Annotated in this window: 24 protein-coding genes; 5 read left to right on the forward strand and 19 right to left on the reverse strand. The window is 43.7% G+C overall.

Going from position 1 to position 21,989, the window contains the following annotated elements; genetic code table 11:
* The first annotated feature begins 14 nt into the window (after nucleotides 1-14).
* Genes OCU46_RS09235 through OCU46_RS09245 form a run of 3 tightly spaced genes read left to right on the forward strand, consistent with a single transcriptional unit; the run spans nucleotide 15 to nucleotide 3,433 of the window.
* On the forward strand, nucleotides 15-1,277 hold the full coding sequence (locus OCU46_RS09235; protein ID WP_141268643.1) for an anaerobic sulfatase maturase: 1,263 nt from the start codon (nucleotides 15-17) through the stop codon (nucleotides 1,275-1,277).
* A 14-nt stretch (nucleotides 1,278-1,291) separates the two neighbouring features.
* Nucleotides 1,292-1,672 carry a DUF4345 domain-containing protein gene (locus OCU46_RS09240; RefSeq protein WP_141268645.1) on the forward strand — a complete coding sequence of 127 codons (381 nt, stop codon included), beginning with the start codon at nucleotides 1,292-1,294 and terminating at the stop codon, nucleotides 1,670-1,672.
* A 33-nt stretch (nucleotides 1,673-1,705) separates the two neighbouring features.
* Nucleotides 1,706-3,433 carry an arylsulfatase gene (locus OCU46_RS09245; RefSeq protein ID WP_141268647.1) on the forward strand — a complete coding sequence of 576 codons (1,728 nt, stop codon included), beginning with the start codon at nucleotides 1,706-1,708 and terminating at the stop codon, nucleotides 3,431-3,433.
* Nucleotides 3,434-3,486: 53 nt separating this feature from the next.
* Here OCU46_RS09245 and OCU46_RS09250 read toward each other — a convergent pair whose 3' ends face one another.
* The 6 genes from OCU46_RS09250 to OCU46_RS09275 form a co-directional block, all read right to left on the reverse strand.
* On the reverse strand, nucleotides 3,487-4,029 hold the full coding sequence (locus OCU46_RS09250) for a DUF3332 family protein (protein ID WP_141268649.1): 543 nt from the start codon (nucleotides 4,027-4,029) through the stop codon (nucleotides 3,487-3,489).
* Nucleotides 4,030-4,049: 20 nt separating this feature from the next.
* Complete coding sequence (locus OCU46_RS09255) at nucleotides 4,050-4,727, reverse strand: hypothetical protein (RefSeq protein ID WP_141268651.1); 678 nt, start codon at nucleotides 4,725-4,727, stop codon at nucleotides 4,050-4,052.
* A gap of 181 nt (nucleotides 4,728-4,908) precedes the next feature.
* Entirely contained in the window at nucleotides 4,909-5,778 is an 870-nt protein-coding gene (locus OCU46_RS09260) for a DUF302 domain-containing protein (RefSeq protein WP_141268653.1), read from the reverse strand.
* Between the two features lie 55 nt (nucleotides 5,779-5,833).
* A complete protein-coding gene (locus OCU46_RS09265; protein WP_141268655.1) occupies nucleotides 5,834-6,328 on the reverse strand; it encodes a hypothetical protein in 495 nt (164 codons plus the stop codon).
* A 73-nt stretch (nucleotides 6,329-6,401) separates the two neighbouring features.
* Nucleotides 6,402-6,911, reverse strand: coding sequence for a chalcone isomerase family protein (locus OCU46_RS09270; RefSeq protein WP_141268657.1), 510 nt, complete (start codon nucleotides 6,909-6,911; stop codon nucleotides 6,402-6,404).
* 59 nt (nucleotides 6,912-6,970) lie between these two features.
* Nucleotides 6,971-7,642: an NAD(P)H-binding protein gene (locus OCU46_RS09275; RefSeq protein WP_244311332.1), complete on the reverse strand. Its 672-nt coding sequence runs from the start codon at nucleotides 7,640-7,642 to the stop codon at nucleotides 6,971-6,973.
* Nucleotides 7,643-7,815: 173 nt separating this feature from the next.
* On the opposite strand from OCU46_RS09275, the gene OCU46_RS09280 reads away from it, so the two are divergent.
* On the forward strand, nucleotides 7,816-8,385 hold the full coding sequence (locus OCU46_RS09280) for a TetR/AcrR family transcriptional regulator (protein ID WP_141268659.1): 570 nt from the start codon (nucleotides 7,816-7,818) through the stop codon (nucleotides 8,383-8,385).
* Between the two features lie 35 nt (nucleotides 8,386-8,420).
* Here OCU46_RS09280 and OCU46_RS09285 read toward each other — a convergent pair whose 3' ends face one another.
* The 11 genes from OCU46_RS09285 to OCU46_RS09335 all read right to left on the reverse strand — a co-directional run bounded on the left by OCU46_RS09285 (nucleotide 8,421) and on the right by OCU46_RS09335 (nucleotide 19,265).
* Nucleotides 8,421-8,912: a hypothetical protein gene (locus OCU46_RS09285; RefSeq protein WP_141268661.1), complete on the reverse strand. Its 492-nt coding sequence runs from the start codon at nucleotides 8,910-8,912 to the stop codon at nucleotides 8,421-8,423.
* Nucleotides 8,912-10,147: an anaerobic sulfatase maturase gene (locus OCU46_RS09290; RefSeq protein ID WP_141268663.1), complete on the reverse strand. Its 1,236-nt coding sequence runs from the start codon at nucleotides 10,145-10,147 to the stop codon at nucleotides 8,912-8,914. The genes OCU46_RS09285 and OCU46_RS09290 overlap by 1 nt, the downstream gene beginning before the upstream one ends.
* A gap of 145 nt (nucleotides 10,148-10,292) precedes the next feature.
* Nucleotides 10,293-12,065 (reverse strand): arylsulfatase, encoded by a 1,773-nt coding sequence (locus tag OCU46_RS09295; RefSeq protein ID WP_141268665.1) that lies wholly within the window; start codon nucleotides 12,063-12,065, stop codon nucleotides 10,293-10,295.
* Entirely contained in the window at nucleotides 12,065-12,469 is a 405-nt protein-coding gene (locus tag OCU46_RS09300; RefSeq protein WP_141268667.1) for a DUF4345 domain-containing protein, read from the reverse strand. The genes OCU46_RS09295 and OCU46_RS09300 overlap by 1 nt, the downstream gene beginning before the upstream one ends.
* Nucleotides 12,470-12,580: 111 nt before the next feature.
* Nucleotides 12,581-13,762 (reverse strand): iron-containing alcohol dehydrogenase, encoded by a 1,182-nt coding sequence (locus OCU46_RS09305; RefSeq protein ID WP_141268669.1) that lies wholly within the window; start codon nucleotides 13,760-13,762, stop codon nucleotides 12,581-12,583.
* 151 nt (nucleotides 13,763-13,913) lie between these two features.
* Complete coding sequence (locus OCU46_RS09310; RefSeq protein WP_141268670.1) at nucleotides 13,914-14,357, reverse strand: hypothetical protein; 444 nt, start codon at nucleotides 14,355-14,357, stop codon at nucleotides 13,914-13,916.
* A gap of 30 nt (nucleotides 14,358-14,387) precedes the next feature.
* Entirely contained in the window at nucleotides 14,388-15,887 is a 1,500-nt protein-coding gene (locus OCU46_RS09315) for a coniferyl aldehyde dehydrogenase (RefSeq protein ID WP_141268672.1), read from the reverse strand.
* 196 nt (nucleotides 15,888-16,083) lie between these two features.
* Nucleotides 16,084-16,671 (reverse strand): cytochrome b, encoded by a 588-nt coding sequence (locus OCU46_RS09320; protein WP_141268674.1) that lies wholly within the window; start codon nucleotides 16,669-16,671, stop codon nucleotides 16,084-16,086.
* 308 nt (nucleotides 16,672-16,979) lie between these two features.
* A complete protein-coding gene (locus OCU46_RS09325; RefSeq protein ID WP_141268676.1) occupies nucleotides 16,980-17,423 on the reverse strand; it encodes a GNAT family N-acetyltransferase in 444 nt (147 codons plus the stop codon).
* Between the two features lie 76 nt (nucleotides 17,424-17,499).
* Nucleotides 17,500-18,339: a helix-turn-helix domain-containing protein gene (locus OCU46_RS09330; protein WP_141268678.1), complete on the reverse strand. Its 840-nt coding sequence runs from the start codon at nucleotides 18,337-18,339 to the stop codon at nucleotides 17,500-17,502.
* Nucleotides 18,340-18,443: 104 nt separating this feature from the next.
* Nucleotides 18,444-19,265 (reverse strand): GNAT family N-acetyltransferase, encoded by an 822-nt coding sequence (locus OCU46_RS09335; protein ID WP_141268680.1) that lies wholly within the window; start codon nucleotides 19,263-19,265, stop codon nucleotides 18,444-18,446.
* A 316-nt stretch (nucleotides 19,266-19,581) separates the two neighbouring features.
* Here OCU46_RS09335 and OCU46_RS09340 point away from each other — a divergent pair, with 316 nt between their 5' ends.
* On the forward strand, nucleotides 19,582-20,487 hold the full coding sequence (locus tag OCU46_RS09340) for a LysR substrate-binding domain-containing protein (protein WP_141268682.1): 906 nt from the start codon (nucleotides 19,582-19,584) through the stop codon (nucleotides 20,485-20,487).
* A 49-nt stretch (nucleotides 20,488-20,536) separates the two neighbouring features.
* On the opposite strand, the gene OCU46_RS09345 is transcribed toward OCU46_RS09340, so the two are convergent.
* A complete protein-coding gene (locus OCU46_RS09345) occupies nucleotides 20,537-21,349 on the reverse strand; it encodes a phosphodiesterase (protein ID WP_141268684.1) in 813 nt (270 codons plus the stop codon).
* Between the two features lie 8 nt (nucleotides 21,350-21,357).
* Nucleotides 21,358-21,984 (reverse strand): HAD family hydrolase, encoded by a 627-nt coding sequence (locus tag OCU46_RS09350; protein ID WP_141268686.1) that lies wholly within the window; start codon nucleotides 21,982-21,984, stop codon nucleotides 21,358-21,360.
* Nucleotides 21,985-21,989: the final 5 nt, after the last annotated feature.

Raw genomic sequence — 21,989 nt, forward strand, 5'->3', positions numbered from 1 at the left:
TAAGTGATTAGTAAATGGAATTACAGGTACCACAGTATAAGGGCAAAGCCCACTCCAAGTTTCAAGCACTAGCAAAGCCTATAGGCGCGGTGTGCAACATTGATTGTTCCTACTGCTATTACTTAGGGAAACAACAGCTGCTTGATTACGACAAGCGTGAAGAAAAAAAGATGTCTTTTGAACTGCTCGAAGAGTATATAAAGCAGTATATAGAGGGACAAAACACACCTGAAATTGTATTCACTTGGCATGGTGGCGAACCCACTATTCTTGGACTTGAATATTTTGAAAAGGTGGTTGAACTTCAAGCAAAATACAGCCCGAAGCACTCCACTATAGTCAATGACCTGCAAACCAATGGCACACTACTTAATGACAAGTGGTGTCAGTTTTTCAAAAAGCATAACTTCTTTGTTGGGCTCAGTATTGATGGGCCTGAGGAACTGCATAACCACTATCGCAAGAATCATGCTGGTAGAGGCACGTTTGAGAAAACTTATCGCGGAGCAAAGCTTCTAAAGAAACACGAAGTGACGTTCGCCACTCTCACCTGTGTCAACGATGTCACTTCGATGCATCCGCTCAAGGTCTATCGCTTCCTTCGCGATGAGATACAACCTAATCAGATCCAATTTATCCCTGTAGTTGATAAAAGCAACTCGGCACTAAACAGTCAGTGGACCAGCAATGGATCCAACGCCATTATTCCTGTTACGCAGACTATGGAGCCTTGGTCAGTCTCAACTAAGCAATGGGGCGTATTTCTAAAAACCGTCTTCGATGAGTGGATGCAAAAGGACTTTGGCAAAGTATTCATTCCTTACTTTGAAAACTTTATCGGTATCTGGATGGGTGAGCAAAGCACCATGTGCACCCTTTCAGAGATCTGTGGCAAAGGTCTAGCCGTAGAACCAAATGGCAAGGTGTACTCGTGCGATCACTATGTCTATCCAGAGTTTGAGATTGGGGATATCACACAAACCAAGCTTGGCCAGATTGCCTTATCTCGAAAACAGGCCGATTTTGGTTTAGCCAAATACAAATCACTGCCTAAAAAGTGTCGAGAATGTGACTATCGCTTCGCTTGCCACGGAGAGTGTCCAAAGAACCGCTTTCTCACTACAGAAGACGGAGAACCTGGACTTAACTACTTGTGTAGTGGTTGGCTCGATTTCTTCAAACACGCAGATCCAAGAATTAGTCAGCTATTAAAGATAAACCGTAAGAAAGTAGTTCATGGAAAGTATCAAGATGCTGAACTGCATCGTTGGACATAAAACAAGGAAGCATTATGAACAAACACAAGATTTTTTTACTGCTCGCCACTGCTGGGCTCATACCAATTGCTCTCTCGTATGGCTTCTCACCTAAAGCGTCACTTGCTTTTCTTTTTGATATTGAAGTGAACAGCGTAGAGGTGACCCACATATTCCGCGCAGTGATGGGCTTATATCTTGCGACCGCTCTTTACTGGTTAGTCGGTGCCTTTAATTCAAAACATACCAAGGGCGCCATCATCAACCTCGTTATTTTTATGTTTGGTCTCGCTTTTGGACGAATCCTAAGTATCGCTATCGATGGAAATCCAAATGGTGTGTTGTGGCTTTATCTGATCCTTGAATTCGGATTTGGCGTTGTTGGCTTGCTGCTTTTGAAAGAAAAAACTGAATAGTTAAAGCAGATTTAAATTAAGGAAGATTTATTAATGAAGATACAAATAACCATCTGTTTTGGTTTGGTTGTGCCAAACCTGGTTCTAGCGGCAGACGATAATCGGCCCAATATTCTGCTTATTGTGAGCGACGATATCGGGCTTGGTGATTTGGCTCCGTTCGGCTCGGAGATCAACACCCCAACCCTGACTAATCTAGCCGAAGAGAGCATCCGCTTCAACAACTTCCACGCGTCGCCAGTATCCTCAGTGACTCGAGGACAAATGCTAACCGGTGCCAACAGTATTGAAATTGGTCTAGGCTCGTTCGACTACTCCTTTTATCCTCCAGCCAAAGGCAAGCCAGGTTACGAAGGTTATATGACGCGTAATACGGTCACTATAGCTGAGCTTCTGCGTGACAGCGGATACAATACCTTCCACTCAGGCAAGTGGCACCTTGGCTCTGGTCACGGACACGGCAACCCACCGCAAGATTGGGGTTTTGAACAGACCTTTGGCGTATACTCCGGTGGCTCTGCGCACTGGGATAATACCGATATGTATCCGTCTACCAAGGTGGCCAATAAAGCCTTAAAAGAAGGTAAGAAGCCACCGGTTACCTATCAGCAGTTTTACGAGAATGGAAAAGAGATTGACCGTGTGCGAGGCATCTTTTCTGATGATCTCTACACAGGGAAGATGATCGAATACATTGAAGAAGGTCGTGAATCAGGTAAACCATTCTTTGGTTATCTAGCCCTAACTACTGGTCACTTCCCGCTGCAGGCTCCATCCGCACTGATAGATAAATACGTTCCTATGTATGAAAAACTTGGTTGGGAAGGACTCAAGAAGCAACGTTACGAATCCATGATTAAGGCCGGTATCTATCCAGAAGATACGCCATTCCCTGAGGGTAACCCACTAACGAAGAAATGGGATGACCTAACCGACGCAGAGAAGAAAACTCAAGCGCGCCTAATGGCAACCTATGCGGCAATGGTTGAGTCTCATGACTTTTATATTGGCCGCGTACTAGATTACCTGCGTGAGAGTGGCCAGTTAGAAAACACCCTGATCGTGTATCTGCCGGATAACGGCCCTGAAGGCTCAGATGCCTTTGGTCCTTTGGCAAACAGCCTATGGAAAAACTGGACAGAAGATCACTTTGATATGAGTGATGAAGCAATTGGTCGTGCTAATTCAAGTCGCCAAATTGGTCTTGAATGGGCGAATGCAACTACTGGTCCACTTCAGTGGTGGAAATGGTTTATCGCTGAAGGTGGTATTCGCGTACCGCTTATTGTGAAACCGCCGCAAGATAGTGGCTTCGACCAACAAGGTGTAATGTCTAGCACTACCCTGAGCGTGAAAGATCTGCCAATGACAATGTTGGATTATGCAGAGGTGAAGCATCCGGGCAATACCTATAAAGACCGCAAGATCCCAGTACCATCAGGTGTATCGATGAAACCGTTCTTGGAGGGTGAATCTAAAACCGTTCGCACCGACAAAGACTGGTTTGCGTTTGAGCTATTTGGCAATGGCTTTGTGATTCAAGGTGACTTCAAGCTAATGAAGCTAAGAACCGGTATGTACGGCGATGGTAAGTGGCACTTGTACAACATCAAAGACAACCCAGCTGAAACGGTTCCTTTGGAAGACAAGTATCCAGAGAAATTTGAATCTATGATGAAGACCTATCAGCAGTATGCGAAAGATCACAACATTGTAGAGGTAGCTGAAGATTGGAATCCGTGGGCAGCTGCGGCTAACTAATTTACCCTTACTTTTAGTCAAAGGGCTTCTCAGTGTTGAGAAGCCCTTCTGCTTTATGACTGCTGAGCAAACGCTGATTCTAGCGCTTCGATGCTCGTCGTCGATACCACCTCGCCGTCTATGCTGAAGGTGATGTCTGAGCCTTGTTTAACACCTAATAAAGTTGAGTGAGTACCATCCACAAAGGTCACTTCCATTTCAATCGTATTCTCATCGATTGAGCGAAGCTGACTCTCTTCTATCTGCTTGTAGCTGATAGGGTCGATTGGCGCATCCGTCAAAGATGGATCAAGGTCGCCGTTAACATCGATATAGGTCTCTACCTTGCTATCAAAGATGTGTGGCGTGCCATCAAACGGGTTTTTGCCCGTCCAAAACTCAATAGAATTCACTACAAAGTAGTCTGCTAGAGTAGTGAAGCCATAAACAGGTGCCAGTAGGAAGTTCACGCCACCACGAGCATAACGGTTGTCCACTACCTTGATGTTGAATTCCATTAGTTTCTTGGTAACAAAGTTACTGCCTACGCAGCCAGACAGAACAGGCGCGCTGAGAGCGACTGCCGCCACCAGCAGTGTTTTTTTTAACTTTTTCATGGTTAATACTCAGGAATGGATTAGAACAGGAAACCAAGGTGGATGCCTACATACGAATCATCAAACTCGTACATGTTATAAGAGGCATTGATGTCTACAGTACCGTTGGTCCAGCCCAGTTTGTTTTCGAACTCAGTGTCGTAGCCGGAGTCTAGGAAGTAGGTGAAATCACCTCGATAGTAGAAGTCTCCGAACGGGATCAAAACTCCTGCCTCAAAATCGGCGCTGTCATTCAAATCACCCATGGAATAGTTGGCGCCAAGATTCCAAACACCAAAAGAAGCATCAGCGACGTAATTAGCACCGAACGTAAGTTGGTCATAGTCACCAGATACATTCCAAAGGGCGTCAATCACGATATTTTCATTAATATTGTACTGACCTGTAACGGCTATAGCGTCGCTATCAGTACTATTTTCATTACCACGCCAATCATTCCAGGTGTATTCTAGAGCCGTGTAAGTAACGCCCACACTAGCCTTATCGCCTATACCGAACTCACCACCTACTGCATAACCATCAAAACTGTCATGAGTAAAGTAATCCGCTTCTAACTTAGTCTGCACGTTACGTACATCCTGTGCGTGATAGGTGTTGGTTTGAGTGTCGACATTCACATCGTTTTTCTCTTGCTCAGCGGCATTTGCTGACACAGAAAGAAGCAGTAGCGAAGAGAGTGAAACAATTTTAGTTTTCATGTTCTATCCGAAGTTAAGGCCCAAATTTTTCAGGCCTGTTTAGTTCAAATTCCATATATAAAACTCGTACTCCATGTACTTATTGGAATCCAACAGACGCAATTAACCCCTACCCATATTTGGCAGTAATTATCTCGACTGTTGGGAAGAACCTATCCAGAACGGATAGGTTCAAATTCTGTTAATTGTCTATGATTGCGCCCTTTAGGGTACTTCCAAGACGGTAATTGATTACGCGGTGAGAAATAGCCGCATCTTGATAATGAAGCTCAGCAAAATCGACGATATCATTATAAGCAATCTGCACTACACCATCTTGCTCAAATACCAATACCTTTTGACCGAAAGCATCCAAGCCGATACTTGAGAAGTCACTCATCGCTTTCGCGCCAGGCGCTGGTCCACCAAACACCAGAAGTGTGGCTTTAGGAAGCTCTTCTCCTAATTTCTCTGCCTGTTTTTGATAGTCCCAGTTCATGAACCAAACCGTGTCACCCTCAGCGAGAACATCACGTTCAATATTGGCAATGGTGGTATCAAAATCATAATCGGAAGTAACAGTATTAATACCGTAATCCTCGGCCAATTGTGCGGTTGGCGCAGGCTTGGCTTCAGGTGCATCTTCGACAATTGTTTGGACCTGCTGTTGATATTCAGCTAGCGCCTTACCATTTGTTAGACCATGTCGCTTAGCGAGAAACTCAGCATCTGTGTACATGGTTTTGATCTCGCCCTGCTCTGCGTAGTTCAGCACGCGATGAGGAAGGTCTAGACCTGCCAAGATATTCTCTTGAAGCAGCTTAGTGTTAACTTCGTTGTCTACATAGAAATCCACACGGCTAGCATCTAGGTATTCACCCTCTTTAGCGGCTAGTCGTGCATGGTCTATGGTCAAGACGTGCGGTAACTGATGCGCATCTGCGTTTTTTGCAACAAGAGCCGCATTGCTGTCTACCTTAAGCAATTGAGTCTGCTGCACCTCTTGATCGGGTGAAGTACCACAACCAAACAATGGGATCGTCAAAAGGGCAATAAGTGGGATTTTTTTCATGTTTAACATCTCTCAAAAATTTAAATGATTTAGAGAAATCCTTTTCCAACTTGAATTAGTGAACCTGATACTGCTCAATGAATTGCTCGAAAATAGAATCTGCGGCTTCATAGCGACCTTGGTTAAAGTGAACCAAATATCGGTATAGGGCACGCTCATGCTCAACCATGTACTCCATCTGGGCGTGGTATCTTTTTGGGCTCAGCTTAGCGATATCTTCTAACTGAGATACGAATCGACGAGCACTCCCCTCAAGGTATTTAAAGCTCATCGAAGGCATGATCTTTAAGGTCGCAGTTACTGTGCTAGCCAATACCTTGTCACCGATGCCAATCTCGGTATCTACATCAAAAGCCTCTCGCACCGGCGCCATTACGCGTGAGTTATGGGTTTCAATCCGATTCAAAAGTGCAATGCTGTCACTTCGCATCTCACCTTTTGGGTTATGTTCAAGTTCAGCAAAGACCTGACGACTTAGCTTACGAAACATCAGTTCATACTTAAGGCCATCAACAAACTGTTTGTGAGTCTTTCTTTCTAACTGCTGCACACTGTTTTCCTCACTGTTAGCACTAACCGGCACAATTAACATGGCTACGAGCATCAAGACATAGGGTCTTGACCTAAACCTGGGTAAGAAAATCATCGACAGGCTTCTCACCTAACCAGATATTCAATAACGCTTGCTTCTGACCGCCGCTATCTGCGAACTGATAGATGACCTTGTCGTTGTGTTGAATTTGGATAGTGTTGTTGCGCTCAACTATGATCACCGTGTCGTCTTCTGACAGAGGAATCGAAAGGTTCTCAATAAGCCCTCGAATAATAAAATCATTGGTATCCAAAGCAGGATTCGAACCCTCTAGTGCTTCAATAAAAGCAGTGCCTACCTTTTGTTTAGAGAGTTGCTCCGGCAAAAATGTCATTACTAGAGCGTTATTCCCTTGTTGGTCACGCTTATGCTCAAGGTCGTAGTAGTCCACAAACCAGGTTGTTCTGGTGCCCTCAGCCACGGTTTCATAGTTGCTGTGACTCCATTTGGATTGTTCAGTATCGCTAAATACGGACTCTCCAGAAAAAGCGCCAAAGGAGATAACTGTTAAAGATAAGGTTAAAAATAATTTGAATTTCATTCGTACCGACCAGTCTGTTTTTTATTTTGAGAAAAAATACAACTGAATAAGCCTAAGCGCTAGGCTACCAACCATCGCATCTTCTGTGATGTGATTCGCGAGACTCGAGATTCTTCACTCATAAACACTAATTTGTTAATCGCTGTGGCAACGACATTGGCCTCAATTGGCATATAGTTTTTCAGCTTACCCACCATCAATGGGTTAACTAGTTTCATTACACCTTGCAGCAATTTCTCGTCACTACGCTTTTCGTCTCTATCACCGGCCAGTGGTCCTGGTTGTAAAAAGGTGGTCCCAGTAAATCCAAGGGCCTCAATCTGCGCTTCCATATCTCCCTTACATCGCAAGTAATGGGACATGGCCTTAGTGTTCGCGCCCAAACAAGAAACTACATACAGTCGCTCAACACCCATTTTCTTCATTTTGGTAGCGATGTTTACCACCAGATCAACATCGATAGCCCTTAGGTTTTCTTTACTGCCAGCTTTCTTCAGAGTAGTACCCAACGTAATGATGCCAACTGACGGTTGCACATTCATTTGGGGGCTCTCAGGCATACTCAAATCAGCAGTAATCCATTGTTGTAATCTAGAATGTTCCATTTCTATCTTTCGACGTGAAAGACTAATAACCTGCGCGACTCTTACGTCTCGCAATAGAGACTCAAGGGTTTCTCGGCCTACTAGACCTGTTGCTCCGGCAATCACGATAGAAGTGTTCATTGTCATGGGTTCTCACATTCAGCAGCGAGTTTTGGCTCGCTTGGATTTATGGGACGCATTAAATATAACCCAAACAAACCGACCGGTCTAGATGTTTATCACACTTTTTTATTAACAAACTGGACGGTCGGTATAATTGCCTTTTACAATAGGCGCCTAGAACAAGTAAAGGTGATGATATGAAAGACTTAAGACAGAAACTATTAGACGTAGGTTTCGATCTGATTAGCGAACAAGGTTTTGCAGGCATAGGCCTAACCAAGATCTTAAATGAAGCAAACGCTACCAAGGGTTCTTTCTATCACCATTTCAAATCCAAAGAAGATTTCGGGACTACCCTGTTAACCGATTACTTCGAGGATCATCTAGAGACCTTAGAAAGCTACTTGATCGATACCGATAAAACGCCACAAGAACGCATCAAGGCATACTTCGACTACTGGTGCAGTGAGAAGCTTACTCACGATTATCAGATAAAATGCCTGGTAACCAAACTTTCCGGTGAGGTATCTGGCACTTCAAACCAGATGCAAAAAGCGATGAATGACGGCGCTGAGAAGGTAATATTAAGAATGAGCCAGTTCTTCAATCACGGCATCAAAGAGGGTCACTTTCATATGCAAGATGGCTATGAGACTGCTCGAACCATCTACGGGTTGTGGCTTGGAAGTACCTTGCTGGCCGCTATGCAGCAAGACCGCACCTTGTTAGATAACGCGATGAAAGAAACCATCAAGATCACCCAATAGTAAAAAGGCTCATCCACATGGATGAGCCTTTTTGATTATTCCATTCTATCTAAGATAGATTGAGGTATCACTGTATCAACTGGGATATATTGCCCAACATCCATCAGTGAAAAAATAAAGTAAGCCGCACCGCTCCAAAACAATATCGATACGATCAGTAAGCCAAAGGTTTTGACTGCGCTTTGATGCAACCTCTTTGAAACAAAGGTATAGCTAGGTATACCCACCAGCACCGGAGCTAGTATAGCCGCCACCACCTGACCATATCGGTTCCAGCGCTGCATAAAGCGCTTGAGTTTAGGTCGGAAAACAACCGGCTTGTTGCGCTTGAGTAATGCTAGATTGAGTGGTCCAAGCCTCCAACCCACATAAGCTGCAATAAGTGCAGGTAGCATGTTAAACAACAGCATCTCAGGATAGGAGTAAGACATTACAGCCGCAATAGCTGGGCCAGAATAGGTTTTCCACAGACTCAAAAGCACCATGGTCAGGGCGACGATGAGGTAGGTTTCCACAATAGTCGACATTATCGTTCTCCAAGTGAGATGTTATTGCGAGTCAGAATTTGGCTAACAATAGGGTCGATATGTTTAAAAAATTTAAGCCAACCGGCACATAAATAGTTTAGACCCTCTTCACCATCCATACTCTTAATGATGCGATTTTTAGGGCACTCCCCATGACAAGCAAACTTGTATCCACAAGCCATGCATTGCTTGGGCAGCGACTTTTGTTTAGCGAAGCCAAAGTCCTGCTGGCGCTGGGAAAAAGCCAATTTTTTAAGCTCGTTTTGCTCAAAGTTGCCCAATTTGAACTGCTCAAACACATAGTGATCACACGAGTACACATCACCGTTGGGTTCTACGGCTAAGCCTTTCCCGCAGATCTCGCTTAGGGTGCACATACTGCTCTGTTGCCCCGCCCACACTGCGAAAAAGTTATCAAAATAAGGAATAAAAACCTTGCCGAAATCCTTAGCCAGCCATTCGTTAAAAACAGCAATTAAGAACTCTCCCCATTGCTCAGCAGCAAGGCTCCACGGGGTCACGATTTGGGTGCTCACTGGGATAATCGACATAGCCCCATAGCTGTGCCACTTACCCTTGATAGGCGCATCAAGTTTGTCCACCACTGGAATAAACTGCATCTGTGAAGGCGAAACCTCATCACGAAGAAAACGATACACCTCTATAGGGTGCGTGCTTACCAAGTCGTTAACACAAGTAAGGGTGGCAAATTTAACCTTGTGTTTCTTTAGCAGCTGGATCCCGCGCCATGTCTGCTTAAAGGTGCCACGCCCTGCTCTATTGGTTCGGTAGCGATTATGGATATGCTCAGGGCCGTCGATACTGACGCCAACTACAAACTCATTTCGTTTAAAAAACTGACACCAATCATCATTTAAAAGCGTTGCGTTAGTTTGAATATCATTGGTAATAGTGGAATATTCTGGACAGTATTTTTTCTGTAACTCAACGACTCTCTCAAAGTAATCAACACCGAGCAGAGTCGGTTCACCGCCATGCCAAGAAAAGATGATCTCTGGCGTATTCTGAGCCTCAATATACTGCTTCACATACGCTTCAAGACGATCGCCAGACATGATCTCAGAGTCAGTCTTTGAGTAGTTAAGCAGCTCTTTCTTACCCAAGTAGTAGCAGTAACTGCAGTCGATATTACATACCGCACCGATTGGCTTTGCCAATGCTTGCATCTTGGTATGGGCCCTGCCGTTAAACTGAGGTGCAATTAAGTTGGTCATCGTTGTCTCCGAGTTTGGAGCTTCCCTCTCAATCCATCCATTGCCTTAGCTGATAACAACAGAATACAACAAACAGACCGGTTGGTCTAGTAATTGTATAAAGAAAACCCTCTAGTCAGAAACCAGAGGGTTTAAGGGGTGCTAATTAGTGCGACATGGTGTGGCCAGCCGCACCTAGCCACGGATTCCAATCTTCTGCTACATCTACAATTCCATGCTCGGCTTTGTACTGCTTATAAAGTGACATCATAGAGTTGAAGATCTCAGGGTGCTTATCCTCTAGAGGAACAGACTCTGCTGGATCCTGCTTGATGTTATACAAATGCCATTCGCCGTCACCGTACATACCAGTTCTTAGCTTCATCAGCTTGTAATCACCTTGAATCACAAAGCCATTGCCAAACAATTCAAACGCAAACCAATCGCTGTCACTGCGCACCGTATCAGCTTTGCCTGATAGAAATGGCGTCATCGACACACCCGATGGCAAAGCAACCTTACGGTTTTGATAGGTTTCACCCGGATGAGCCACGCCAGCATAATCTAAGATAGTCATAGGCAAGTCTTTCACACTCAAGGTTGTGTTAGACATCTCGCCCTGCTTATCAAAGCCAGTGTCACTTGGCGGTGACATAATCAAAGGAACACGAACGCCACCTTCAGAGACAAACCATTTCCACCACTGTAGTGGGCCTGTTGTCGCATTTGCCCACTCGATACCGAGCTGTCGGCTCGAGCTTGAAGTGCCGATCGCCTCATCAGACATGTCGAAGTGATCTTCAGTCCAATCTTTCCAAAGATCGTTCGCCAAAGGTCCCATCGCGTCTGCACCCTCTGGGCCATTGTCTGGCATATAAATAACCAAAGTATTGTCTAACTCACCTGTCTCACGCAGGTAATCAAGTAGGCGACCAATGTAGAAATCCTGAGCTTCAATCATGGCAGCATAGGTCGCCATCAAACGCGCCTGGGTTTTCTTCTCTGCATCCGTTAGGTCATCCCATTTCTTCACAATAGGATTTGCATCAGGGAAAGGCGTATTCTCTTTATAAACGCCTGCCTCTATCATCTGCTCATAGCGCTGTTTTTTAAGCCCGTCATAGCCAAGCTCTTCATACATTTCAGTGTATTTATCGATAAGCGCTGATGGAGCCTGCAATGGGAAGTGTGCCGTCGTTAATGCCAGATAACCAAAGAATGGCTTGCCAGATTCTCGACCTTGCTCGATATACTCAATCATCTTTCCTGTATAGAGATCATCAGAGTAAATGCCTTTCACACGCTCAACTTGCTCTCCGTTCTCGAAGAATTTTTGCTTGGTCAATGGTGGTTGCTTGCCCTCTGCCAGTGCTTTTTGTGCCACTTTCACCGATGGATACATATCGGTGTCATCCCAGTGCGCAGAACCACCCGAGTAGACACCGAAGGTTTGCTCAAAACCCCAATCTTGTGGTGGGTGACCATGACCACCACCAGAACCTAGATGCCATTTACCGGCGTGGTAGGTGTTATAGCCGCTATCACGCAGAAGCTCGGTAATGGTTACCGCATTTCGGGTTAGGTAACCCTCGTAGCCTTTCTTACCCTTTGATGGCGGATAGATGGAATAGTCAAACGAGCCTAGACCAACCTCAATACTGTTTGCACCGGTAAACAATTGACCGCGTGTTACTGAAGATACAGGAGAAGCATGGAAGTTATTAAAGCGAATCCCCTCTTGTGCCAATGAGTTTAGCGTTGGGGTGTTGATCTCTGAGCCAAATGGCTGCAAGTCACCCATACCTATGTCATCACCCACGATAAGCAGGATGTTTGGTTGCTTTTGCTCAGTCGTAGCCTCTGCAGACGCTGCCCCAATAGCTGGATAAGCAATAAAAGGAACAACTAGGCCAAGGCTAATTACGATTTTATTTTTCATTACGCTTCTCCCGCAATCATTTCTTGTCGTTGTTTCTGGTCGTTCTCTTGTTTGATAAACCAGTAAGCAACAGACGCAAGGAGCAGTTCTGTAGCGGTATAGCCAAGCAGGATAGCATTTGGCATACCATCAAAATTGATACTCAAGATTCGAGCTATAGACAATCCCCCCATGAAAGCCACTAGGCTATAAAGACCAGCTTGAGTAAGCTTTGAATTAAAGGCAGCCATTAGCCAAAAGATGCCCATTGCGGTGTATAAGCCCATAATGGCGCGGAAGATGTTGATCATCTCAACGCTGTTCATCTCTACGCCAAACAGGAAGCTTGGTAGAAAACCGTATGACAGTGCCACTGGGAAGATCCCGATAGCTGCCATCAATAGAAATAGATTTTGTTTCTTCATGATAAGAACTCTTTTAACCGTTAAATGCTCTTTCAAGACATTTAACTTCACTAAAAAAAGTGTCAGTCCTTTGACAAAAAGCTCTTCCCTAAACAATGGAAACGAAAGGGGTTAGATTACCGCTTCGATGATGCTATCGATGTGGTTATCCGCGATTGGGTAGAACTGGAAGCAGATGTCTTTTTTGATAGCTTCAACAATTCGCACCTTCTGCTCTGACTCGATCTGCCACTGCTTGAAGTTAGTGATAGCACCTGTCTCAATCTGGAATTCTTTCAGCTTGTTTACAATGCGTGCGTAAATCATCTCATCAGTACCAGAGCGCTCAACCGACATAGCCTCAGCCAGTTTATCTGCCTTGGTGATATAAAACTCAGGTAGCGCTTCAATAACCACTGGCATTAGAACCGTGTTCGCATCACCGTGAGGTATATGACTGATGGCGCCAAACGCGTGGGCAACGTTATGGATTGGAATACCACCTAGCGATGAATAGAACGCGGAGATAGCCATGGTGCTTGCCTGAAGAAGGTTTGCACGTGCTTCAATGTTCGCAGGATCGTTAATCGCAATAGGCAGGTTAGTCATGATTAGCTTAGTTGCCTGCATTGCGTAGGCATCAGTAAATGCGTTGCTCATTGGAGAAACCAATGCTTCTACCGCGTGTGTCAGCGCATCCATACCCGTCGAACGAGTAAGGCTTGCTGGCAACTTAGTGGTTAGCGCAGGATCAAGCACTGCGATATCCGACTCTAGGCCTGAAACCACTAGGCTTGCTTTGATGTTCTCTTTCTCGTTAAAGAACACAGCAATTGGCGATGCTTCAGCACCTGTACCTGCAGTGGTTGGCACAGCAATATGAGGAACCTTAATGTCTTGGTTGTTTGGCCAAACTTCCATATGACCGCCACCAGCAATCACTTCACGGATGTCATTAATGCCCTTGTGCATTGCGTACTTCACGCCTTTAGAAGCATCGATTACGCTACCACCACCGATAGATAGAATGCCGTCTGCACCTATCTTGCGGGTAAATTCGATTGCTGCATTGATGTTGTCACATGAAGCATCTGCTTCGATATCAGTGTAAACGCCAGCTATCTCTACTTGAGATTGAGCTGCGAATACCTCACCAAACTTCTCAACAAAACCCAACGACTCTAATCCTTTATCTGTAAATAGCACTACTTTCTTTGCGCCGATGCGCTCAAACAAAGCAGGGATATCTTGAATTCCATTTTCATGAGCATGAATGATAGTTTTAAGATTAAAGCTAAAGTTTGTTGTTGCCATTATGGTCACCTCTTGATTGGTTGCAGTTACAATACCACCGACAGACCAGTCGGTCTAGTGGTAATTTCAAGTTTACTAGTACATGGATCCGCAAAGCGACATGTAACTGCTTAAGTTTTGAAAGTTAAATTATTGAATTAAATAAGGTTAATTAACGAAGATGTGCTGGTACTTTTGTCTTATCTCGCGTCACATAATAATAGAGATACAGCAGTGAATAGAGGGTAACGAAGCCATCGAGGGCTAATACTCCACTCCATCCCCAGAACCAGGAATACTCATTTACACACACGTTGTAGATAAAAAGGCCTACGAACATCGCCTTTTCAAAGCCACTGTAGATCATGGTGGATGTACGCAGTGGTTTCACGTAAGCCGAAACCATAAGTAGCACACCAATACAGCCTACCATCACTCCCCAGTGTTGATACGTGCCTTGCAGATACTCTTTATTTACCATCATCTCTTCACTGTATGAGAATAGGTTAACCATACTCCACTCTGGCGCAATGAAGGTGGCAAATGCGGTGGCAGTCAGGAAGCCCGTCAAAAGCAGGTAGCCACGTACGGTCTTTTCAAAAAAACGTTCTAACATAGTCTTTGTCTCTTGGTTAATAACTACCGATTACTTTCCTAGCATCGCAAGCACTGCTGCTTTGAATTCGTTATCTTCCGCTGAGAACAAATGTTTGATCTGGTGCTCTTCACCACTGGTCATTACGGTTTTAGCGTGTGAGAAGGTAATGAAACCCTCTTTGCCGTGATAATTACCATTACCCGATTCACCGATACCGCCGAATGGGGCATCATCTACCGCTAAGTGGAACACACAATCATTGATGCACATGCCGCCAGAATGAATTGAGTTCTTTATTCTCATTTGCAATTCTTCATCAAACGACATCAAGTACAGGGCCAGTGGACGTGGCTTGCTATTTACCAATTCAATCGCACCATCAATATCTTCATAGCCTATGACGGGCAACAGTGGTCCGAAGATCTCTTCATTCATAATGTCTGAATCGAAGCTTGGCTCGACAACTAGGTGTGTCACAAGACGGTGCTTCGTCTCATCAATGGCTTTCTCATGACATGATTCAATACGAGTGCCAATTGTGATCTCTTTGTTTAGTAGTGAGCTCACCCTGTTGTACTGGCGTTCATTTGCAACAGAAGTTAGGTTTTCAGACTCTACGCCTTGTGGAAACAACGCTTTATACTGACGCTTATACTCAGTAATGAAGGCATCTTTTTTATCCTTAGGTACAAGTACATAGTCTGGTGCCACGCAAACCTGACCATTGTTCAAGCTTTTACCATAGATAATACGCTCAACGGCAAGTTCCATAGAAACATCATCAGCCACTATCACTGGTGACTTACCACCTAACTCAAGAGTTAATGGCGTTAAGTTTTTAGCAGCAGCCTTCATTACTAGGCGACCTACCGCTGTTGACCCGGTAAACAGAAGGTGATCGAACGCAAGCGCGGTAAATTCTGCAGAAAGCTCAGACTCACCTTCTACAACAGCAACTTCATCTTGCTCAAACACCTGTGCAAGCATCTCGCTCAGCACTTTGTTGGTGTTTGGAGTGAATTCACTCATCTTGATCATGGCTCGGTTGCCCGCAGTGATTGCGGAGATCAGTGGCCCAACAGAGAGCATGATTGGGAAGTTCCAAGGAGTCACTATCCCCACTACGCCTTTTGGCTGATAAACCACCTCAACATTAGACATAGAAAGCAGTGCGCCTGAGCTACGAACTGATGGCGCCATCCACTGAGCAATATTCTCAATGCTGTAATCAATATTGGCGATGCACGGCAGTACGTCTGCAATCAAGGTGTCTTGAATGCTACGCTGACCATAGTCAAGGTTCATAGATACACAGATACTGTCACTGTAATCAATCAAAGCTTGTCTCAGGCGAGAAAGCTTATCAATACGAGAGTCCATAGATGGCATTGGTTGCAAGCTATATGCCTTCTTCATCGTCTTATGATGCGACTGCATCTTTTCTAATGTTGTAATGCTATTCACTGATTTCACCTCTTGGTTAGAATACGAACAGATTACACAAAACAAACCGGTCGGTCTAGCGGTTTTTTTAAGATCAAACTCCATAAATATCGAATGGCGATAACCGAGGCTTAATAAGTAATTGAAATATATGAAGATCTGTTAAAAGGCGGGAATGAAGATTAGTTCTTACAAATCAGATATTTCAGGATCATAGCCACTGAGGCAGTTTAAAATCTGACTCTAAATACTTCATAACTCTCTATTGCACAACGTTGCGTTTGACTGCTGCAGTAGTGCCCTACTCAGCCTTTTTGTTTGGCAACATGCGCGTAAGCGTGTCATCTTTTTGCACATAGTGATGGTATAGCGCCGCACCAGCATGAGCTGCTATGAGCATCCACAGCACCCAAGGGCCACTGACGTCTTTATGGAAAAAGTCCCATTTCTGTTCCCAGGTATCCCAGTCGGTATTGAACAAGTCCAAAATCCACATACCTAACGAAGTCTCTCGAAATGTAGTGACCTGGAACACTCCGTAGTCAATAGAACCACCAAAACCAAACCAACCCGAAATTGGCATTGCGAACATGAAGAAGTACAGTAGCCAATGCATCCCATGCGCACTTATTTGTTGCCATTTTGGCATAGGTGGCATCTGAGGTTGAACGTTGAAAAACCTCCACCACACTCGCAAACTAGCCCATAAAATTACGCTAAGCCCTATTGCAGCATGAATATTCAGGCTCGGGCGAAACAGTGCATCGTCCTTATCCAAAAACCAAATTTTGTAATAAATGGCCACATAGGCAGCAAGAAAACAAAGAGCAATCAGCCAGTGAAACCACTTAGCAACACTGCCATAAGTTGTAGCTGTATTCTTAATCATATTTTTCTCATCGGATATAGCAGAAGCTTACTATCCGAGCCTCCAAATACTTTATTAATCAAGATGTTCAATTAAATAATCTGATATTTTTGGAAGTATAGTTATGATTGCACTTATTCAGCTAAGTTAAGTCGGGTTACAGATCACAGGATCTGCAATACGTCACGATAGGCGGCCCTAGAAAGTATGTTATTTAAGGCCTAAAACGTCAAAGACCACCATTAACAAATGGTGGTCTATTATCCCAAAACTGAACTTGTCACTCATTAAGTCAGCACTCACATAAGTCACAAGCCTGTTTTTAATGGCTATGCCTGTACATAGCCACTTTTTGTCCAGCACATTTCTATCTGCTCTTTTGCAGTATGCTCACAAATACATGTACCAACATCAATAAACCCATGATGAAGATAAAACTGATGCGTGGTTACATTCTCGGTATAGACCGTCAATGTAAGCTTGTTGTACTTACCCTTCAGATGATTGAGCAACTGTGTTCCAACACCACGAGATTGTGATTTTGGATCAACGAATATCGCAGGTATGCTCCCTTCGTAATAAGAAACGAAACCAAGAACTTTTCCTGCTGACTCATATACCCATGATTCACAGTTGGGAAGATACATATCGCGCATGTTCTGCTTTTGCGAAAACCAGAACTCTTCAGGGATAAAATCGTGAGCTTTTATGGATGCTGAAAACCAAATAGATACAGCATCATCTAGGTCTTCAGGGCGCAGTGTTCGAATCATATTTTTCTCGTTACCAAATGTTGTTTAGCGCATAATAATTGAATCAATTCTTGTGTGATTGAACATTTCCGACGGATTACACTGAGCCAACACCACCATAAACATCAATAGTTAATCCTCGCTCTTTCTCGTACGTCTTAGGTGTTAATCCAATTTGTTTCTTTAGATAACGAATGAGATGAGGTTGATCGCTAAAACCGAACTGAAATGCAATCTCGACCCAATCGATATCACTTGAGTCGCGTTGATAAAGATACTCCAGCATAGCCTCAAGCTTCTTCATTGACTGACACTGTTTCAGTGTTAGACCTGTCACCCTGTTGAAGCTCCTTTCTAATGTACGCTGCGAGCAGTATAACTGACTACCTAGTGCAGAAATTGTGGCTTCGTCCAATGCCTGAAGCGCTTTTCGTGTGATCTGGCTATGTTGATCCTCATGGCTATCCAAAGCCAAGGGCAATAACAGGCTATCTAGCTTTTCACAGCACAAATCAGCGTTACTTCGAGCAAGTTCAATTAGCCCTATCTCACCTTGATATGACTCATTAAACAAAGTACTCAATTGCACCTCTTTCACGTCATCAAGTATTGGTTGCTGATCTGGAAATAGTTTCAATGAATAAAGGGCTCCAATATGAAACTTAACCCCAAGATGGACAAAAGGCTTTGAATGATCGAGCTGCAATGTTTGATGATGAGGAAACAACCAATGACTCCCTTCACCATTAGCTATCCCTGAGCTCATATCGTAATGATAGGTTTGTTGTTTAGGCGAAATGATCAAGTGAGCGGAAGGATCAGGATTTAACTTCGGATAATCGAAACTAGTAGCATCCGAGGTTTTTTCAATTAGCCAATAACACTCAATGTATTTGGCAACTTCAGGTATCTTTGAAGGCTTCAGCCAGCGGACCATAATGCTCTCAATTGGTTATAGGCACTTACTACCACTATATGTCAGGTTAGATTTTTAACAAATAAACCCTGCCCAGAATGGGCAAAGGCTTATCTGCTTACTGACTATTTGTGGTCAAATTCTATCTGAATTATGCGGTTTAAAGGTTCTAGCCCCGCACGCTGTATCGCCTTTTGTGCGCCCAGATTGCCACTTTCAGTAGAGCAGATAGGAATTAAACCACGTTCATTCCCTAGGCTAACTAAACTGTTTAGCACACCAGTAGCAATCCCCTGCCCTCGTTCTGACTCGGCAACAATCATTCCTAAGTCTGCATATTGCGTCTGGTATTCATCAAATAGACGACACTCACCTGTTGCTAGTAATCGATCATCCTTCCAATACCCGAAAAGTTCTTGGCGGCTGATTAGATTACCGAAGTACTGCGATAACCATTGCTCTGGAGCGCCAATATTATTCACTGCAAACTCTATAAATTCAGATAGTTGTTCCTGAGTTGCAATAGTTAGCTCTAACCCTGCAGTGCCTTGCGAGATAAACGAAGTAACTTGCTGATACATCAACGCATTCACTTTAAATGAAGACGAATTATCTAAACAAAGCGATAGATAGTGAGGTTCGGCCGTACTCACAAATGCACCGTTAATGGAACCAACTACTGAGCTGTTTTGCTCTGCAAGCAAAGTGAACAACTCCCGTGCCTGAGTCTGGGCAGTTGGTGACAAGTAGAATTGCAACACATAGCCGTCACCGTTTACGCAGCAATACCCTACTAAAGCATTGTCTTCATAGAAGCCGAAATGAGAAGACATAGGAACAAAACCAAAGTGCCACATACCATCAAGTGGGGCTGTCGATTGTTCAAAATACTGCTTCTTCAGTTCGTTAACTTCTTGTAATGATTTAATTTGTTTGATTTCTAGCATTGTCTTTTTACTCGACTATTGATGTGGCGTTATTACAAAAGAAAGAACGGCATCAGAATTGACATGCTGCTCTCCATGCCCAAAAGAATAAGTGACAAGCGATTTGAATGATTGAACAAAAACGACAGTTGTGGATATCCACTCCGCAATACATGTTTTGTTCGTTTGTGTATGCCTTAAAGACAAAGTTTGTTTATTGGAACAAAAGTAGGCTATTAACTAGTAACAGTAATCATGTTGACTAATTCAATTAACACGTGAAAATACATAAAACTTACCGCCTGATTATTTTCTGGCACAAATATATACCTTTCTCATGACAACGCAGAAAAAACCATTACCGACTCTCTCCTTACTTAAAGCCTTTTACGAGGTGGGCCGATGTCGAAGCTTCAAGCAAGCAGCCGATAACCTAGAGTTATCTCAACCCACCGTCATTAAACAAGTTGGTGAACTTGAACAAATGTACAGTGCTAAGTTGTTTACCCGAGGAAGGGGTAACAACCGTCTTACGGATTTAGGTGTGCAGATGATGCCCCTCTGCCGCTCAGTGATAAATGGTGTCAGAGAAATCGATGAGTTTATGCAGTCTCACGGCAAGCTGATTCATGGAACACTAACAATTGCTGCAGTGAGTCCCTATTACGTGACTCAAGCGCTCAAAATATTTGTCAGCAAGTACCCAAAAATCAAGATCAAAGTCGTCTATGGTTCGAATAAAAAAGTACTCGAGCTTCTGCAAATTGGTGAGGTAGACATTGGTCTCTTTGTACACAATGACGTCATTCCTGGCTTTAGAAGCTTTTTATGTAAAGAAGACCAAATCATCGCTATTATTCCAGCTAGCAATAGACTGTCAGAGAAAGATGGTCTTGATGTTGAGGACATAAAAGGAGAAATTCTACTATCACGAGAAAAGGGGTCGATAACCCAAGATATATTTGATCATGAAATCAGTGAGAGAAGCATTGAACCAGCCGCTAGAATCGAAATAGGCAGTCGTGAAGCCATTCGTGAAGGTGTTATCCAAGGTTTAGGTATTGGTGTAGTCACTGAGCACGAGCACAACCCCGATGACAAGATCGTCGCGACGAAATTTAAAAATATCGACTTATCCATGAAATATAGCTTCGTAGTTTCCAATGAAAGGCTTGGTAGTCGACTGATCCGTGCTTTTCTTCAATGCGCTGAAAAAGATCTAAAACAACCGCTACATCAATAAACTAACTGCGCTAGAAACTCAATATTGGACTAGCGCATTCAGCAAATATCTATATATGTGCTTCTAGAGGGTTACCTATTTCAAACTCTTCTGTTTCATACATATAATCATGGTAGTGAACCAGTGTTCGGTCGTTCTCAAGCAATACGACACAGTATTGGGGTTCTTCAAAATTCCCCTGGATCATATGCTTGTCATGCAAATCAAGTCTCACCTGGTGATTCATACCTCGCAACGTTGAGAACGCTATTCCACGCCACTGTCCTGCGATTGGTCTATGGTAGTGACCAAAGAAAATATGCTTCACATTGGAGTAATGATCTAACAACTCTCCCAATTGCAGGCTATGTGTTTTATCAAGACTTATTGCGTCCATAGCTGGTATACCAGTATCAAACGGCGCATGGTGCATGAAGAGATACACTGACTGGCCTGCATTTGCTTCTAGTTGCGTCTTCAGCCAATCGAAGCGCTTCTCGCAGTAATAACCAGCATGGGTTCCCTCTTTTACTGTATCAAGCAAGATAAACAAGCCCTGTTCAGTTTGAATGCATTTTTGTGCAAAGCCATTTTCATCAAACTCAAAGGTACTAAAAGTCTTTGATAAAGTAGGTCTGTCATCATGATTGCCAATCACAAGATGGTAAGGAATACTTAGCTGAGATAAGGTACTTTGCAAGTTTGCATAAGCTTCTGGGTGACCAGCATGAGCAAGATCTCCCGTAATAATAAGCATGTCTGCGTCGCCATGCTCTAAGTTGATGCTTTCAACCGCTTTCTCTAACGCATTTTTCGGCGAGCGTTGATAGATTTTTTGACCCGTATAGCCAAAGTGAGTATCAGTAAGGTGGATTATTTTCATAGCTGTCTTTACTTTGTTTCAATTTCTGTTTTAAAAGATGAAATAGCGGATATCAATTCATTGGCTTGGTGCGCAATTATCGTTGGGTTTTGCTTTTCCAAATAACCTTGAGGTTGCCATCCCCACGTTACGGCAATGGACAAAGCATCACTTTCATGAGCGGCTTTAATATCACTCACACTATCCCCAATCATAATGGCCTGCTCTTGATAGGCTTCTTTCAACTTAATTATTTTTTCTTGCTTTGACCCCTTAACATCACCGCCAAGGACCGTATGAAAATAGCTTTTTAAATCATATCGTGTGAGTTGCTTGTTGATAACATCACTGTGACTTGCACTAATGATAAACAGTTTATGCTCAGCCGCTAAGTCTTGAATTGCACTGTCTATACCGTAGAAAAACTGTGCTTGCTCGCCATTTTGGTAAAGGTAGCTAGCAACACTCTCAGAAAAGACTTCAGCATCCAAACCGAGTTCAATCGCCACTGCTTCGAAGGTCACGGGGTCTAAATATCTAAACGGATTAGATTCAAGAATCACCGATGCATCTTGTTGGCTGACTGCAGATTGACAAGCATCACGACACAATCCCAAGCTATCGCAAATCACGCCGTCAAAATCAAAGATAACCATAATTT

Origin of the sequence: Vibrio comitans, from assembly GCA_024346835.1 — a bacterium.
GTDB classification, from domain to species: Bacteria; Pseudomonadota; Gammaproteobacteria; order Enterobacterales; family Vibrionaceae; genus Vibrio; species Vibrio comitans.

Bases quoted from the DNA above. Each gene is read 5' to 3' on its own strand.
- OCU46_RS09245 (WP_141268647.1), top strand. From the start codon at position 1,706: ATGAAGATACAAATAACCATCTGTTTTGGTTTGGTTGTGCCAAACCTG.
- OCU46_RS09350 (WP_141268686.1), bottom strand. From the start codon at position 21,984: ATGGTTATCTTTGATTTTGACGGCGTGATTTGCGATAGCTTGGGATTG.
- OCU46_RS09325 (WP_141268676.1), bottom strand. From the start codon at position 17,423: ATGATTCGAACACTGCGCCCTGAAGACCTAGATGATGCTGTATCTATT.
- OCU46_RS09320 (WP_141268674.1), bottom strand. From the start codon at position 16,671: ATGATTAAGAATACAGCTACAACTTATGGCAGTGTTGCTAAGTGGTTT.
- OCU46_RS09260 (WP_141268653.1), bottom strand. From the start codon at position 5,778: ATGAAAAAAATCCCACTTATTGCCCTTTTGACGATCCCATTGTTTGGT.
- OCU46_RS09290 (WP_141268663.1), bottom strand. From the start codon at position 10,147: ATGACCAACTTAATTGCACCTCAGTTTAACGGCAGGGCCCATACCAAG.
- OCU46_RS09310 (WP_141268670.1), bottom strand. From the start codon at position 14,357: ATGTTAGAACGTTTTTTTGAAAAGACCGTACGTGGCTACCTGCTTTTG.
- OCU46_RS09285 (WP_141268661.1), bottom strand. From the start codon at position 8,912: ATGTCGACTATTGTGGAAACCTACCTCATCGTCGCCCTGACCATGGTG.
- OCU46_RS09235 (WP_141268643.1), top strand. From the start codon at position 15: ATGGAATTACAGGTACCACAGTATAAGGGCAAAGCCCACTCCAAGTTT.
- OCU46_RS09345 (WP_141268684.1), bottom strand. From the start codon at position 21,349: ATGAAAATAATCCACCTTACTGATACTCACTTTGGCTATACGGGTCAA.
- OCU46_RS09275 (WP_244311332.1), bottom strand. From the start codon at position 7,642: ATGACAATGAACACTTCTATCGTGATTGCCGGAGCAACAGGTCTAGTA.
- OCU46_RS09250 (WP_141268649.1), bottom strand. From the start codon at position 4,029: ATGAAAAAGTTAAAAAAAACACTGCTGGTGGCGGCAGTCGCTCTCAGC.
- OCU46_RS09335 (WP_141268680.1), bottom strand. From the start codon at position 19,265: ATGCTAGAAATCAAACAAATTAAATCATTACAAGAAGTTAACGAACTG.
- OCU46_RS09295 (WP_141268665.1), bottom strand. From the start codon at position 12,065: ATGAAAAATAAAATCGTAATTAGCCTTGGCCTAGTTGTTCCTTTTATT.
- OCU46_RS09340 (WP_141268682.1), top strand. From the start codon at position 19,582: ATGACAACGCAGAAAAAACCATTACCGACTCTCTCCTTACTTAAAGCC.
- OCU46_RS09280 (WP_141268659.1), top strand. From the start codon at position 7,816: ATGAAAGACTTAAGACAGAAACTATTAGACGTAGGTTTCGATCTGATT.
- OCU46_RS09255 (WP_141268651.1), bottom strand. From the start codon at position 4,727: ATGAAAACTAAAATTGTTTCACTCTCTTCGCTACTGCTTCTTTCTGTG.
- OCU46_RS09330 (WP_141268678.1), bottom strand. From the start codon at position 18,339: ATGGTCCGCTGGCTGAAGCCTTCAAAGATACCTGAAGTTGCCAAATAC.
- OCU46_RS09240 (WP_141268645.1), top strand. From the start codon at position 1,292: ATGAACAAACACAAGATTTTTTTACTGCTCGCCACTGCTGGGCTCATA.
- OCU46_RS09305 (WP_141268669.1), bottom strand. From the start codon at position 13,762: ATGGCAACAACAAACTTTAGCTTTAATCTTAAAACTATCATTCATGCT.
- OCU46_RS09270 (WP_141268657.1), bottom strand. From the start codon at position 6,911: ATGAAATTCAAATTATTTTTAACCTTATCTTTAACAGTTATCTCCTTT.
- OCU46_RS09315 (WP_141268672.1), bottom strand. From the start codon at position 15,887: ATGGAGTTTGATCTTAAAAAAACCGCTAGACCGACCGGTTTGTTTTGT.
- OCU46_RS09300 (WP_141268667.1), bottom strand. From the start codon at position 12,469: ATGAAGAAACAAAATCTATTTCTATTGATGGCAGCTATCGGGATCTTC.